This window comes from Saccharothrix sp. NRRL B-16348, from assembly GCF_001280085.1.
Taxonomy (GTDB): Bacteria; Actinomycetota; Actinomycetes; order Mycobacteriales; family Pseudonocardiaceae; genus Actinosynnema.
In genome coordinates, this window is record NZ_LGED01000114.1 from 105401 (window position 1) to 120013 (window position 14613).

16 protein-coding genes are annotated in these 14613 nt (G+C 71.5%); 14 read left to right on the forward strand and 2 right to left on the reverse strand.

Annotated features, from left to right (window positions below):
* Window positions 1-185 precede the first annotated feature (185 nt).
* From ADK67_RS13080 to ADK67_RS13140, 13 genes are all read left to right on the forward strand, one after another.
* Complete coding sequence (locus ADK67_RS13080; RefSeq protein WP_231648159.1) at window positions 186-563, forward strand: histone-like nucleoid-structuring protein Lsr2; 378 nt, start codon at window positions 186-188, stop codon at window positions 561-563.
* 279 nt (window positions 564-842) lie between these two features.
* Window positions 843-1550 carry an AfsR/SARP family transcriptional regulator gene (locus ADK67_RS13085; RefSeq protein WP_231648160.1) on the forward strand — a complete coding sequence of 236 codons (708 nt, stop codon included), beginning with the start codon at window positions 843-845 and terminating at the stop codon, window positions 1548-1550.
* Between the two features lie 8 nt (window positions 1551-1558).
* On the forward strand, window positions 1559-2323 hold the full coding sequence (locus tag ADK67_RS13090) for an AfsR/SARP family transcriptional regulator (protein WP_053716680.1): 765 nt from the start codon (window positions 1559-1561) through the stop codon (window positions 2321-2323).
* A 101-nt stretch (window positions 2324-2424) separates the two neighbouring features.
* The gene (locus ADK67_RS13095; protein WP_053716681.1) at window positions 2425-2688 is read left to right on the forward strand and encodes an acyl carrier protein; all 264 of its coding nucleotides are present in this window, start codon (window positions 2425-2427) and stop codon (window positions 2686-2688) included.
* Window positions 2689-2731: 43 nt separating this feature from the next.
* The gene (locus ADK67_RS13100; protein ID WP_053716750.1) at window positions 2732-3964 is read left to right on the forward strand and encodes a beta-ketoacyl-[acyl-carrier-protein] synthase family protein; all 1233 of its coding nucleotides are present in this window, start codon (window positions 2732-2734) and stop codon (window positions 3962-3964) included.
* A complete protein-coding gene (locus tag ADK67_RS13105; RefSeq protein ID WP_053716682.1) occupies window positions 3964-4665 on the forward strand; it encodes an alpha/beta fold hydrolase in 702 nt (233 codons plus the stop codon). The genes ADK67_RS13100 and ADK67_RS13105 overlap by 1 nt, the downstream gene beginning before the upstream one ends.
* A 1-nt stretch (window position 4666) precedes the next feature.
* Window positions 4667-5629, forward strand: coding sequence for a thioesterase family protein (locus ADK67_RS13110; protein WP_053716683.1), 963 nt, complete (start codon window positions 4667-4669; stop codon window positions 5627-5629).
* Window positions 5626-6660 (forward strand): beta-ketoacyl synthase N-terminal-like domain-containing protein, encoded by a 1035-nt coding sequence (locus tag ADK67_RS13115; protein WP_197289423.1) that lies wholly within the window; start codon window positions 5626-5628, stop codon window positions 6658-6660. The genes ADK67_RS13110 and ADK67_RS13115 overlap by 4 nt, the downstream gene beginning before the upstream one ends.
* A complete protein-coding gene (locus ADK67_RS13120; RefSeq protein WP_053716684.1) occupies window positions 6657-6941 on the forward strand; it encodes a 3-hydroxyacyl-ACP dehydratase FabZ family protein in 285 nt (94 codons plus the stop codon). The genes ADK67_RS13115 and ADK67_RS13120 overlap by 4 nt, the downstream gene beginning before the upstream one ends.
* Complete coding sequence (locus tag ADK67_RS13125) at window positions 6938-7390, forward strand: 3-hydroxyacyl-ACP dehydratase FabZ family protein (protein ID WP_053716685.1); 453 nt, start codon at window positions 6938-6940, stop codon at window positions 7388-7390. The genes ADK67_RS13120 and ADK67_RS13125 overlap by 4 nt, the downstream gene beginning before the upstream one ends.
* Window positions 7387-8121 (forward strand): 3-oxoacyl-[acyl-carrier-protein] reductase, encoded by a 735-nt coding sequence (gene fabG, locus ADK67_RS13130; RefSeq protein WP_053716686.1) that lies wholly within the window; start codon window positions 7387-7389, stop codon window positions 8119-8121. Before ADK67_RS13125 ends, fabG begins: the two co-directional genes overlap by 4 nt.
* 1 nt (window position 8122) lies before the next feature.
* On the forward strand, window positions 8123-8821 hold the full coding sequence (locus tag ADK67_RS13135; RefSeq protein WP_053716687.1) for a 2-hydroxychromene-2-carboxylate isomerase: 699 nt from the start codon (window positions 8123-8125) through the stop codon (window positions 8819-8821).
* 142 nt (window positions 8822-8963) lie between these two features.
* Entirely contained in the window at window positions 8964-9950 is a 987-nt protein-coding gene (locus ADK67_RS13140; protein ID WP_063797588.1) for a Gfo/Idh/MocA family protein, read from the forward strand.
* A gap of 4 nt (window positions 9951-9954) precedes the next feature.
* Here ADK67_RS13140 and ADK67_RS13145 read toward each other — a convergent pair whose 3' ends face one another.
* Together ADK67_RS13145 and ADK67_RS13150 are read right to left on the reverse strand one after the other, a co-directional pair.
* Window positions 9955-12393 (reverse strand): FtsX-like permease family protein, encoded by a 2439-nt coding sequence (locus tag ADK67_RS13145; protein ID WP_053716688.1) that lies wholly within the window; start codon window positions 12391-12393, stop codon window positions 9955-9957.
* On the reverse strand, window positions 12393-13184 hold the full coding sequence (locus tag ADK67_RS13150) for an ABC transporter ATP-binding protein (protein ID WP_053716753.1): 792 nt from the start codon (window positions 13182-13184) through the stop codon (window positions 12393-12395). The genes ADK67_RS13145 and ADK67_RS13150 overlap by 1 nt, the downstream gene beginning before the upstream one ends.
* A gap of 373 nt (window positions 13185-13557) precedes the next feature.
* On the opposite strand from ADK67_RS13150, the gene ADK67_RS13155 reads away from it, so the two are divergent.
* The gene (locus ADK67_RS13155) at window positions 13558-14592 is read left to right on the forward strand and encodes a LysR family transcriptional regulator (protein ID WP_053716689.1); all 1035 of its coding nucleotides are present in this window, start codon (window positions 13558-13560) and stop codon (window positions 14590-14592) included.
* Window positions 14593-14613: the final 21 nt, after the last annotated feature.

The following is a 14613-nucleotide window of genomic DNA, read 5'->3' on the forward strand; positions in this document are numbered from 1 at the left end:
GGGTAACGTCGGTGCACCCGACTGCCGACGACGGTGCTGGGGATTTACCCGAAGGCAACGCGGTGGCCGTCCGCTATACCTCTCCTATACTTGGCGATCGGCATCCCCCTCATGGTCAACTCACCGGTAGCGTGCCGCGAGATCGATACCGAGCGTGAGTGTTCGACCCTGGGGGAGTGGTGCGCGTGGCGGTGGACGACTTGGACGGGCACACCGGGCACGACGTCCGGCCGGTCTCGTTCGGCCTCGACGGCGTGTGGTTCGAGATCCGACTCGGCGCCGCGAACGCGGCCAGGCTGCGTGCCGTCCTCGACCGGTTCGTGCGTGCCGCGCGGCGGGTTCCCGGCACCGCACCGGCACCCGCACGCAGCGGCGATGCGTTGTTGGCGCAGGTCGTGCGGCAGTGGGCGCGCGAGCACGGCTACCGGATCTCCGACCGCGGCAGGCTGTCCGAGATCGTGCTGGAGGCCTACGAGCGGGCCCACCCCGGCCGAAGGGGAGCCGACGGGTCCCGCCGGACACCTGATCACCCGAAGCGGCTAGGCCGTCGTGACGCGCCGTGACCGTGACCGCCGTCGGGCCCAAGTTCGGCGAGCACGGTAACAGCAGCCGGAGTCCGGCGCTGCCCCGATCGGAGGCATACCGCGACGACACCTCCCGAGTGGTTCAAATGATATTTCCCCCCATCGAGGCGGGCTGGGCAACATGTCAAACGCTTTAGTCGGGAGATTTCGGGTTCGGCGACCGGCTACAGCGCGCTCTGCGTCGTCTAGAGACTGGGGGTCGTGACCATGCAGGTGCAGATTCTCGGTGCTGTCGCCCTCGCACGTGAGGATCGTCGGATGGGTGTGGCCGCTCGTCAGGTGCGCACCCTGCTCGCGCTGCTGGCGCTTTCACCGGGCACCCCCGTTCCGTTCGACCAGTTGGTCGAGGAATTGTGGGCGGGTAAACAGATGGGAAACGCCCGCAACGCGCTGCAGGCGAATGTGGTGCGGCTGCGCAAACTGCTGGAGCAGTTCGCCGACGTGCCGGGCGACTGCCTGGTCCGCACGGTGAGCAGCGGCTACGTGCTCGACCTGCCCGCCGCGGCGGTCGACGCGCACCTGTTCCGCGAACTGGCCGACCGCGGTTCGGCGCTCGTGCTGCAACGCCCCGACGAAGCGATCGACCTGCTGGAACGCGCCCTGCGGCTGTGGCACGGACCGGCGCTGTTCGACGTGAGCGACGGCCTGCGGTTCCGCATCGAGGCCGCCCGGCTCGACGAGCGCAGGCTCAGCGCCCGCGAGGACCTCATCGCGGCCAAGCTCGCCAACGGCGAGGACCGCGGCGTCGTGTCCGAGCTCAAGCAGCTCGCGGCCGAGTACCCGGAGCGGGAGCGGTTCAGCGAGCAGCTGATGGTCGCGCTCTACCGCAACGGCAGGCAGACGGAGGCGCTGGACGTCTTCCACCACACGCGCAGGCGCCTGGCGAGCGAGCTCGGGTTGGAGCCCGGCCGCGCGATGCGACGGCTCTACCAGGCGATCCTCGTCCACGACCAGGTACTGCTGTAGGAGGCGAAGTGCTCGAGTTCCGGGTCTTGGGGCCGGTCGAAGTGCTCCACGACGGGCAGGAGGTGCCGCTGGACGGGTCGAAACCGCGCACCGTCCTCACCGCGTTGCTGCTCGCCGACAACGGCGCTGTCTCCGACACCCAGATGAGCGATTTCCTGTGGGGTGACCACCCGCCCGCCACGTTCAACGCGCAGATCTACACCTACGTCTCGCGATTGCGCAAAACGCTGCGGCGGGAGGTCGGCATCACCCGCCGTTCCCGCGGCTACGAATTGCGGCTCACCGAGTGCGCGTTCGACCTGCGTGAATTCGAGGAGCAGGCGGCGCAGGGCCAGACCGCGCTCGCCGCGGGCCAGTACGAGGAGGCGGCCCGGCTGCTGCGGGCGGCGTTGCGGCTGTGGCGCGGCCCCGCGCTGACGGGGGTGTCGGAGCACCTGGCGGACGCCGAGGCGCCGCGGCTGGAGGAGGCGCGGATCGCCGCGCTGGAGAGCCGCATCGAGGCCGACCTGGCGTTGGGCAGGCACGCCCAGCTGCTGCCCGAGCTGACCAAGCTCGTGCGCAGGCACCCGCTGCAGGAGCGGTTCCGCGCCCAGCTCATGACCACGTTCTACCGCTGCGACCGGCAGGCCGACGCGCTCGTGCTGTACGAGGAGGGCCGCCGCATGCTCGCCGACGAGCTGGGCATCGACCCCGGCTCGCTGCTGCGCGAGGTGCACCTGGCGATCCTCACCGCGGACCCCGTGCTGGCCTCGCCGCGCCGCGTCGCGGTGTAGCGCGGGCGAGGGGCCGTATAGCCCGCCGCATAGGCCGCATATAGCCCCGAAAAGCATTCTGGGAACCGGTAGGCAGAAACCCGTGTTCCCGGAGGTGCCCAGTGACCAGTTCGGTGCAGATCGACGCGGACGGCAAGGCGAAGATCAAGGAGATCGTGTCGGAAATCCTCGAGATCGACGCCGAGGAGATGACCGACACGAGCCTTTTCAAGGAGGACCACGACGCCGACTCGCTCGGCGCCATCGAGATCCTGTCGGCGCTGGAGCGCACGTTCGGCGTGGAGATCGACCAGGCCGAGCTGACCCGGATGGTCAACCTCGAGGGCGTCATCGCGGTCGTCGCCGAAGCGCAAGCCGCCAAGTAACCGGTTCCCGTCGAGCGGTCCGGCACCGGACTTGGAGGACACGATGCACGACGGAGGGCGGCAGCCGCGCCGGGTGGTGATCACGGGACTTGGCGTGGTCACCAGCATCGGCATCGGCGTCACCGAGTTCCTGGCGGGCCTGCGCGAGGGTCGCAGCGGGATCACGCCCATCACCTCGTTCGACACCACCGGCTTCAGCCACGCCAACGGCGCCGAGGTCACCGACTTCGACCCGGCCGCGTGGCTGGAGCGGGTGGACCCCGACGAGCTCGGCCGGGCCGGGCAGTTCTCCGCCGCCGCGGCGCGGATGGCCGTCGGCGACGCGGGCCTCACGCTGGACGAGCTGCGCGGCAAGCGGGCCCTGGTGTCCGTCGGCACGACCGACGCCGAGTCGCGCGACCTGGACAACCTCGTCGCCCAGCAGCTCGAGCACGGCCCCGAGTCGTGGAACCCGGTGGTCGCGCGCCGCTCCACGGCCGGTCGCCTGTCGTCCAGCATCGTGCGCGAGCTGGCGCTGACCGACGTGGAGGCGGTGACCATCCCCACCGCGTGCGCCGCGGGCAACTACGCCATCGGCAACGGCTTCGACGCCATCCGCGAGGGCGAGGTGGACGTCGCGCTGGTCGGCGGCGCGGACGCGGTGTGCCGCAAGACGTTCACCGGCTTCTACCGCCTCGGCACGATCGCGCCGGAGGTGTGCGCGCCGTTCGACAAGGACCGCAAGGGCATCCTCACCGGCGAGGGCGGCGGCATCCTGGTCCTGGAGTCGCTGGAGTCCGCGCTGGCCCGCGGCGCCCGGATCTACGCCGAGGTGCTGGGCTACGGCCTCAACTGCGACGCCAACCACCCCGTGGCGCCGGACCGGGACAGCCTGGCCCGGTGCATCGAGCTGGCGCACCGCAACGCGGGCGTCAAGCCCGAGGACGTCGACTTCATCTCCGCGCACGGCACCGGCACCAAGGCCAACGACGTCACCGAGTCCGGCGCGATCCGGCAGGTGTTCGACGCGCCGCCGCCCACCGTGTCGATCAAGTCGATGCTCGGCCACTCGATGGGCGCGGCGTCGGCGCTGGCGTCGGCGGCGTGCGCGCTGGCGATCACCGAGGGCTTCATCCCGCCCACCATCAACCACACCGAGACCGACCCGGAGGTCGGGCTGGACTGCGTGCCCAACCAGGCGCGGCCGGCGACGCTGAACGTGGTGCAGAACAACGCGCTGGCGTTCGCGGGCAACAACTCGGTGCTGATCCTGGGCCGGTACCGGGACACGGTCTGATGGTCGACGCCCAGCGGGCGCTGTTCCTGCACGGCCTGGCGGGCAAGGCGGCGGTGTGGGACGCGCTGGACCTGCCGCAGACCGCCGACAAGCCGGAACTGCCGTGGCACGGCATGGCCGACCAGGCGTGGAGCCACGAGCCCGACCCCGGTCGGTTCGTGGTCGACGCCGTGTCGACCGGGCACGACGTCGTGGTGGCGCACTCGCTCGGCGCGAACCTGCTGCTGGAGTGCTACGCCGACGGCCGCGTGCCGCCGCGTCCCACGGTGCTGGTGTGCCCGTTCTACCGGCCCGAGCCCACCGACTTCGACTGGCCCACGATCTCCTTCTACCTCAACGAGTTCCACCGCACGTTCACCGAGGCACTGCGCGTCGGCGAGACCGCCCGCTTCCCCGAGGCCAAGCGCGAGTGGCTGGCCCGGGCGTTGCGCGACCAGGTCGGCCCGTACGGCTGGACCCGGTGGTTCCAGACCTACCTGCGCACCCCGTTCCTGGACCTGTCCCGGGTCGACGCGCCGGTGCTCGTGGTGAGCGGCGTCGACGACATCGCCGCCCGACCCGACGACGGCCGCGCCCTGGCCAAGGCCCTGCCCCGCGGCCGGTTCGAGCTGCTGGACGGGTGCGGCCACTTCCCGATGATCGAACAGCCCGACCGCCTCGCGGCCCTGGTCCGCGACTTCTTCGACGAACACTGGAGCTGACGTGACCACGACGACCGTCTCGCTGCGGCCCCGCTACGAGGGCTCGAACATCTGCACCTGGATCGGCTTCAAGCACGTCAACTACATGGTCGAGGAAGCGGTGCTCGACCACCTGCGGCAGAGCGGGTTCCCGGCCGGCGCGCTCTACGAGCGGCACGGGCTGTGCACCGACATCACCGACCTCGACACCAAGATCCTCACCGCGTTCCACATCGACGACCTCGCGCAGGCCACGGTCAAGCGGGTCGAGGGCGACGGGCCGCTCAAGCTCCTCGTCGAGCTCACCGTGGACCGGGACGGCAAGACGGTGAAGGCGGTCAAGTCGAAGGTGTCGGTGACGTTCCGGCTCGACCCGCACGGGTTCGACGCCGAGCCCGCGCCCGCGGCACTGCTGCCGCACGTGGTGGACGCGATCGGCACGCCCGACGCGGCCGTGCTGGACAAGGTCGGCGCGCTCGAGCCGCTCGCGGTCGGTGACGCCGACCCGCTGGACCTGCTCACGGCCGGCAAGAACGCGTTCGCCTGGGCGTGGCGGATCCCGTACTTCTACTGCCACTTCACCGAGCGCGTGCAGATGTCCGGCTACCTCCGCCAGATGGAGGAGATCCTGGACCTGTTCGTCGAGGACCGCGGCGCGTCGATCAAGACGCTGCTGGACGAGCAGAACTGGATCCCGGTCGTGCCGCACTCGCGGATCACGTTCCTCGGCGAGGCGAACATGGAGGAGACGCTCTACACGGTGTTCACCGTGGAGGAGGTCTTCAAGAAGTTCACCTTCACCGCCCGGATGGACTGCTACGTGCTGCGCGACGGCGAGCTGGTGCCGACCGCGACCGGCCGCATCACGCACGGCTGGGCCGTGATCGAGAACCGCAAGGACTGGAGCCTGGTCGACTTCGACGACCGCCTCATCGGCGCCATCACCGGCAAGGCGGGTTCGCTCAGCGGGCGTGGTGTGTCGTGACGGCGTCTCTGGTGGACGCGCTGGTCATCTCGGCGTGGTCGGCGGTGTCGCCGTTCGGGATGGGCTCGGAGGCGTTCACGGGCGGTGTGCGGGCGGGCGTCCCGGCGCTCGCCCCGGCCCCCGGCGGCCCGTTCGAGCAGGCGGCGCTGGTGCCGGACTTCAGCGCGGCCGGCGCGTTGGGCAAGAAGGGCACGCGCACCATGGACCGGGTCACGGCGCTGGCCGTCAGCACCGTCGGCCGGTTGCTGGAGGAGTGCGGTCCGGCGCTGCTGGAGCAGCCCGAACGGGTCGGTGTCGTGCTGGGCACCGGCTCCGGCAGCGTGCAGTCCATCATGGACTTCACCCGGGACGGCCTCACCGGCGACAAGCCCTACCACGTCGACCCGGCGTTGTTCCCCAACACGGTGATGAACCGCGCGGCGGGGCAGAGCGCCATCTGGCACAAGATCAAGGGTCCGAACACGACCATCGCGGGCGGCGCGCTGACCGGGCTGCTGGCGTTGAACTACGCGGCGCGGCTGCTGCGCGGCGGGCACGCGGACCGGGTGCTGGTCGGCGCGGCCGAGGAGTACTCCGAGCAGCGCGCGTGGCTGGAGTGGCGCGGCAGCGAGGGCACTGCCGGTCCGCTCGGCGAGGGCGGCGCGGTGTTCCTGCTGGAACGCGAGTCGAGCCGGGAGGGACGGCCGGTGCTGGCCCGCGTCGTGACCACCCGGTTCCGCGGGTTCTTCGAGCCCGGCGGCGCGACGGAGGCGTTGCGGGAGTGCGTGCGCACGGCGTTGGCCGAGGCCGCCGTCGACCCGGCGGACGTGGTGTTCGTGTCCACCGACGGCGCCGAGGAGTCGGCCGTGGTGGAGGCGTTGGGCCGCACGCCCGAGTGGCTGCGGTGCGTGCCGCTGGTGGGCGACACGTCGGCGGCGGTGGCGAGCTTCCAGCTCGCGGCGGCGGTCGCGGCGGGCCGGTCGGGCATCGCGCTGGTGACCGGCGTCGAACGGGACGGCACGGTCGGCTGCGTCGTGCTGGACCTGCCATGAGCTTCTACGTCGACCCGGCGGACCCCGTGTTCGCCGGGCACTACCCGGGCTTCCCGATCATGCCGGGGCTGTTCGTGCTCGACCACGTCACGGCGGCGTTGCCCGGCCACCGGGTGATCGGGCTGGACCGGGCGAAGTTCGTGCGGCCGGTGTTCCCCGGCGACACGCTGACCGTCGAGACGGACCTGACCGCGGAGGAGGACCACGTGCGGTGCGCGGCGAAGGTGTCCACCGGCGCGGGCACGGTGGCGGAGTTCAAGCTGCGGCTGGTGACGACGTGACGGGCCTGGCGGCGATCCGGGCGATCATCCCGCACCGGTTCCCCGTGCTGCTGGTGGACCGGGTGTCCGAAGTGGAGCCGGGCAGCAGCATCGTGACGCTCAAGGCGGTCAGCGGACGTGAGCCGTGCTACGCGGGCGCCGACGTCGCCGACGCGTACCCGCTGGGGCTGCTGATGGAGTCGTGGGCGCAGTCCGCGGTCCTGTTGACCCGGTGGGACAACCCGAACCCGGATGTGTTGGCGGACAAGGTCGAGCTGATCAGCGGCATCCGCGACGTCGTCGTGCACGGCGACGTGGTGCCCGGCGACGTGGTGGAGCACCACGTCCGGCTGGTGCGGGAGGTGGCCGACGCGGCGATCCTCGCGGGCCACAGCCTCGTCGCGGGACGCAAGGTGCTGGAGATCGGCTCGTTCACGATGGCACGGCGCAGGGCGGAGGAACTGGCATGAGGCGCGTGGCGCTGGTGACCGGCGGGTCGCGGGGCATCGGGCACCAGGTGGTGGCCCGGCTCGCGCGGGACGGGTTCGACGTGGCGTTCTGCTACCAGTCGAACCGCGACGCCGCCGAGGTGGTGGAGAAGGAGGCCGCCGCCGCGGGCGCGGCCGTGTTCACCGCTCAGGTGGACGTGGCCGAGAAGCGCGAGGTGGACCGGTTCGTCAAGGACGCGGAACGCGCGCTCGGACCGTTGCACGCGGTCGTGTCGTGCGCGGGGATCGTGCGCGACAACCCGTTGGTGCTGCTGAAGGAGGACGACTGGCAGCGGGTGCTGCGGGTCAACCTCGACGGCACGTTCCACCTGGCCAAGGCCGCGGTGTTCGCGATGATGAAGCGCAAGGCGGGCTCGGTGGTGACGCTGTCGTCGGTGGCCGGCGTGTACGGCAACGCGACGCAGACCAACTACTCGGCGTCCAAGGCCGGGATCATCGGGTTCAGCAAGGCGTTGGCCAAGGAGGTCGGCAAGTACGGCATCCGGGTCAACGCGGTGGCTCCGGGGTTCATCGAGACCGACATGGTGGCCGGGCTGGGCGAGGACTTCGCGTCCCGGATGGCGGCGCAGATCCCGCTGGGTCGGTTCGGCCGGCCGGAGGAGGTGGCCGACCTGGTGTCGTTCCTGGTGTCGGACCAGGCGTCCTACGTCACCGGCCAGGTGTTCGGCGTCGACGGCGGGCTGGTGATCTGAGGTGGCGCGCGAGCCGCGGTTCTACTTCTCGTTGCGCAGCCCGTACTCCTGGCTGGCGTACCACGACCTGCTGCGCGAGTACCGGGACGTGGCGGACGTGGTCGAGTGGAAGCCGTTCTGGGAGCCCGACCCGCGCAACGAGCGCGCGTTGGAGGAGCGGGGCGAGCAGTTCCCGTACGCGGCGATGTCCCGGGCGAAGCACTTCTACATCCTGCAGGACGTGGCCCGCTTGGCGGCGGCACGCGGGCTGGAGCTGAAGTGGCCGGTGGACCGTGAGCCGGTGTGGGAGATCCCGCACCTCGGGTACCTGGTGGCGTTGCGCGAGGGCGTGGGGCCGGAGTACATCGCGGCGGCGTACCGGGCGCGGTGGGAGCAGGGGCGTGACATCTGCTCCCGTTCGACGGTCGGGGAGCTCGCCGTCGAGCTGGGCCTGGACCCGGCCGAGGTGTCGGGTGCGAGCGAGGACCCGGAGCTGCGGGCGCGCGGGGTCGAGCTGCTGATGGAGATCTGCAAGGACGGCGCGTTCGGCGTGCCGTTCTTCGTGCACCGGTTCACCCGGTTCTGGGGCGTCGACCGGTTGCCCGACTTCGTGGCGCACGTGCGGTCGAAGCTCGCGCCGGCGGCCGTGCTGCCCGCCTCGTCCAGCGCGGTCGGCCTGGGGCGATCGTCCGACGAAGGGCACGCGGGCGGCTGCGGCTGATCTTGTCCGGCGTTCTGAGCGTTGAATTCACGCGTTCTGAACGTAGGACACGCGCGACGTGAACGTAGGACTCGCGCGGTCTGAAGGTACGACACGCGCGTTCTGAAGGTAGGACACGCGGTGAAGCGGTTAAGCTTTTGAGGTGAAGCCGCTGCGTTGGGGTGTCCTCGGGGCCACCGCCCACATCGCCGGCCGGGTGCTGCCCGCGCTCCACCGGACGGCGGGCAACGCCGTGGTGGCGGTGGCGAGCCGGGTCGGCAGGCGGGCGGCGGCCGAGGAGGTGGCGCGGCCGTTCGGTGCGCGGGTGCACGACGGGTACGACGCGTTGCTGGCCGACCCCGGCGTGGACGCGGTGTACATCGCGCTGCCCAACACGCAGCACGTGCCGTGGACGTTGCGCTCGCTCGACGCGGGCAAGCACGTGCTGGTGGAGAAGCCGATGGCGCTGTCCGAAGAGGACTGCGTGCGCGTCGAGCGCGCCGCCGCCGACCTCGTGGTCATGGAGGCGTACATGTACCGCTTCCACCCGCAGCAGGCGCGTGCCGCCGCGCTGCTCGCCTCGGGCGAGATCGGCGAGCTGCGGGTGGTGCGGTCGGCGTTCGCGTACCCGACCGCGGTCGAGGGCAACATCCGGTTCGACCCGGCGCTGGGCGGCGGCGCGACGTGGGACGTCGGCTGCTACGCGTTCGACGTGCCGCTGTGGGCGTTCGACGCCGAGCCGCGCTCGGTGCGGGCCACGTTCCACTCGCGCGAGGTCGACCTGAGCGCGGTGGCGACGCTCGACTTCGGCGACGGCCGCTGGGCCCTGCTGGACTACAGCCTGGAGTACGGGCCGCGCGCGGCCTACGAGTTCCAGGGCACGCGCGGCTCGATCTCCGTGCGCAACGCGTGGACCCGGCCCGACGAGGAAGGGCTGATCACGGTCGTCACGCTGGACGGCGTGCGCGAGGAGGTCGTGCCCGCGTCCGACGCCTACGAGCACCAGGCCGCCGCGTTCGCCGAGGCGGTCCGGGAGCGGGTCACGCCTTTGGTGTCGCCCGCGCACTCCGCGCGCACCGCCCGGGTGGGCCAGGCGCTCGTGCGGTCGGCCGCGACCGGCGCCGAAGTGGACCTCCGACGCCGGCCGTGACCCGTCAGTCCAACGCCGCCGCGGCTTCCACCGGCGGGGTGCGCAGCACGTACGCCGTGGACAGCACGGTGGACAGCAGCGTCAGGCCGGTCGCCCCGCCCACCACGACCAGGTAGATCCCGATCGGGCCCTGCGGCCAGTACGTGCCGTTCAACGCGATGGCGAACGGGATGAGCGTCACCAGGGACACGATCGCGCCCAGGATGATGCCGCCCAGCGCGATCACCACCGACTCGACGCCGACCATCCGCAGGATCTGCCCGTGCGTAGCGCCGATCAGCCGTTGCAGCGCGAACTCGCGCCGCCGTTCACCGGTCGCGATCACCAGGGTGTTCACCAGCGAGATCACCGTGTACGCCAGGATCATGCCGACCAGCAGGTAGTTCACCCACGCGCCGGTCTGCTCGCCGCCGCCGCCCGCGGCCAGCGCCTGCTCGCGGTCGGCGACCTGGAGGTCCGGGTTCCGCTCGGTCAGCGGCGTCAGCGCCGACTCCGGGCCCTTCACCAGGATCTGCGACGCCTCGCCGATGGAGGTGTGCGCGACGACCAGCTCCGCGGGCATCAGGGCCGCGTCGAACGAGCCCGTGTGCACGGCCGCGACCTCCAGGTCGACCACGGCGCCGTCACCGAGCTTCATCTTGACCGTGTCGCCGACGGCGGCGTTCAGGTCCTCCGCCCAGCCGGTGGGCAGCGCGACCGAGTCGCCGCGCAGGTCGTCCAACGACCCGGCGGTGATGTCCACGCCCATGGTCTGCGTGACACCGCTCGGCGTCACCCCGAGCACGGTGATCTCGTCGTCGCCGTCCTCGTGGTCGGGGAAGTAGGCCTCGGTGTCGACCACGGCCGACGCCGCCTCGACGCCCGGCAGCGCGCGCACCTCGTCCACCACGTCCAGCGGCACGCCGCCGGTGGAACTGGTCACCACGACGTCCGCCCGGAGGCTTTCCGCGAACGCGCCGGTCGCCGCGCCCGCCTGCGTGGTCTGCAGGTAGATCAACGCGGTGGCCAGGCCCGTGGCGAGCATGACCGGGGTGATGGCGCTGGCCACGCGCACCCGCCGTGCCCCGGTGTTGAGCACCGCGAGGTACCCGGACAGGCCCGACAGGGCGCGCACCGGCCGGCGCAGGATCGCGATCAGCACCTTCGCTGCGGCGGGGGAGAGCAGCGCGATGCCCGACGCCCACAGCATCGCCGTGGGACCGGCCGTGCTCGCCGCCACCGGTCCGGACATGACCAGCGCCGTGATGATGCTCAACGCCGTGCCGCCGCCCAGGCACAGCAGCGCGAACACCAGCCGCGGCACGCTGAACCAGCGCGTCTGCAGGCTGGCCGCCATCAGCGCCTCGGTCGGCCGGGCCACCGCCGCGCCGCGTCCCGCGACGAACGCCGCGATCGTGGCGCTGAGCAACGAGATGCCGACACCGGCCACCACGGGCACCCAGCCCTGCCGGTACGCCATCGCCTGCGGCGCGACGCCCGCGCCGGACAGCTGCGCCAGCAGCCACTCGCCGAGGTACCCGCTCACCGGCCAGCCCAGCGCGGTCGCGAGCACCGCGACGAACGCCGTCTCGCCGAGCACCAGCCTGCGCAGCTGGCCCGGCGTGGTGCCGATCGCCCGCAACAACGCCATCTCGCGGTGCCGCTGCTGCACGGACAGGCCGAGCGTGCCCGCCACGACGAACATCGCGACCATGATCGCCAGACCGCCGAAGACCGCGGACAGCGTGATGATCGCCTCGCCGCCGCCCTGGGTGTCCGGGAACTCGGCGAGCCCGCGCTCGTCGCCCGCGAGCACCGTCACGTCCCGGTCGGCGACCGCGGCGGCCAGGTCCTCGCGCACGCCGTCCGCCGTGGCGCCCGGTTCGAGCAGCACGCCGATCACGTCGACCTTGCCGGGTTTCGCGTACAGCCGCCGTGCCTCGTCGTCGGCGAAGAACACGGCCTTGGCCTCGACCGACGCCTTGGCGACGCCGACGACCCGGAAGTCGACGTCGTCCGGGCCGATCCCCAACGCGACCGTGCCGCCGAGGTCCACGCCGGAGTTCGCGTCCACCACGACCTCGCCCGGCCCTTGCGGCGCGCGGCCCTGGTCCACCGCGTACGGCGCGAGGCGTGCGCCGGACCACGTGTGGCCGGTCGCCTCCGCGCCGTCGGGCAGCGTCACCGGGAACGCGACGTCCGAGACGACCTCGGCGACACCGTCCACCGCCGCGGCCTTCGCGGCCAGCGCGGCGTCGATCGGGGAACGCTCCAGGTACGACGGATCGCCGGTGACGACCAGCGGCGCCGCCGCGAGCCGTTGCGGCGGAACTGCGTTGCGGATGCCGGTCTCCATCAGGCCGCCGCACGCCATCACGATGGCCGCGCCGAGGAACAGCGCGATGAAGGACGCGGCGAACCCGCCGATCCGGTAGCGCAACGTGCGCAACGCGAGGCGCAGCATCAGCGCACCCCGTTGGCCAGGTCGCCGGCGGGCACGTCGGCCCACGCGCCCAGCTGGGTCATCCGCTCGCTGACCGCGTGCGCGGTCGGGGACGTGAGCTCGCCCGCGATCTGGCCGTCGGCGAGGAAGACGACGCGGTCGGCGTGCGCGGCGGCCACCGGGTCGTGCGTCACGATCACCACGGTCTGGCCCACGTCGCGCACGGCTTGGCGCAGCAGGGCGAGGACTTCGAGCGCGGTGCGGGTGTCGAGCGCGCCGGTCGGCTCGTCGCCGAAGATCACCGCCGGCTCGGTGATGAGCGCGCGGGCGATGGCCACGCGCTGCTGCTGGCCGCCGGACAGCTCGCCGGGGCGGTGGTGGCGGCGGTCGGCGAGCCCGACGCGGGCGATCACGTCGTCCACTTGGGAGCGCTTCGGGCGGCGGCCCGCCAGGCGCAGCGGCAACCCGACGTTCTCCACCACGGTCAGCGCGGGCAGCAGGTTGAACGACTGGAAGACGAAGCCGATGCGCTCGCGGCGCAACCGGGTCAGCTCGCGCTCGCTCAGGCCGGTGATCTCCTGGCCGTCGAGCAGCACGGACCCCGAGGTGGGCCGGTCGAGGCCGGCGGCGCAGTGCAGCGCGGTGCTCTTGCCCGAACCGGAGGGGCCCATCACCGCTGTGAAGGTGCCCCGCGCGATGCCGAGCGTGACTCCATCAAGGGCCACTACGCCGTTCCGCTCGTTGCCGTAAACCTTGCGGACGGAATGCAGTCGGACGACGTCATCCGCGCCTTGAATCGGAGATAGATTCACGTTCTTGCTCCCCACGTGGGACCTATCGGTGTGTGCACGCGCCGCAGACCATACGGACGTGATCAAGGGGACGGCACTGGTGCTGTCCCCCGCATCGGCCGTCGGGCCTGCCGGTGGTGTTCCTCTCCGCAGTGGTGCGGAGACCACGCGTAACCGACTTTTGAGTAGGTACGTGCCGGGGATCGTAGCCACCGATTCCATAATTTCTGTTGAGAACTCAACGAATAGTTGGCTGTCACGTGAACTACTCCTCTCGCGTTCACCCGTGGGGTACGTTGGAACGGCCGCCCGGCACGAACGAGGTGGGGCCGGGAAATCCCCGAACCCGCCGGAGTTAGTGGACCCCGAGTAACGACGCGAAGGGGTTGGATGCATGCACCTGGAGATACGTCATGCCAGGGTGGTCACCACCCTTGCCGAGGCCGGCAGCATCTCGAAGGCCGCGGCGAAGCTGTCCCTGCCCCAACCGAGCCTCACCGCCCAATTGAGACGGATCGAGAAGGCGGTTGGCGGCGACCTGTTCGTGCGTTCGGCCTTCGGGATTACTCCGACGCCGTTGGGAGAGCGATTAATCCCGATGCTGGCGGATCTCGCCACCCGGGCGGATGCGGTGGTCGCCGAGGCGTCCTCGCTGTCCTCCGGAATTCTCCGCATCGGCAACGCCGAATGGACGCCGGTGACGCTGCGGCGCGCGCTGCAGTCGTCGCTGCCCTCGGTCGAGGTGCAGACGGTGACGCTGGACCCGGCCCTCGGCGTGGACGCGGTCAGCCGCGGCGAGCTCACCGCGGCGCTCGTGCCCAGCCCGGAGGCGGTGGACGGCGTGCGGGAGCTGGATCCCGCGCTGGCCAAGGAGATCATCGTCCGCGAGCCGATCTGGCTGGCGCTGCCGCGTGACCACGCGCTCGCGCGCAGGACTACGGTGAGCCGAAGGCACATGCTGTCCCTGAGCTGGGTGCACCACGTGCCGGGGCACTGGTTCCACGTCGTCGAGGAGCACCTGTTCCGCAAGCTCGACCACCCCACACCGGAGGTCATGCACTACGCGGGCGGGCACGCCGAGGCGATGAGCTGGGTGCGCGACGCGGGTGCGGCGGCGTTGGCCACGCCGACCGGGTCCACGTCGGACGTGAGCCTGGTGGCGATGACCGAACCGTTGCGCAGCAGGCTGCTGCTCGTGTGGCGGCCGGGGTCGATCCACCCGAACACGCTGCGGCAGCTGATCGACGCGTTGCGCCGGTACTACTGCGAGTACGCCCGCACGATCCCGCGCTACTGGAACTGGATGACCGAGCGGCCGACCGACTTCCCGGAGCTGGCCGCGTTCCTGCCGCGGCCGACCCGGTGGTGGCCGCGCGACTCGACCGGCGACCAGCAGCCGGGCGAGGCCACCCGCACCGCCGCCACCTGAGGAGTCCACTGGGGATGAAGG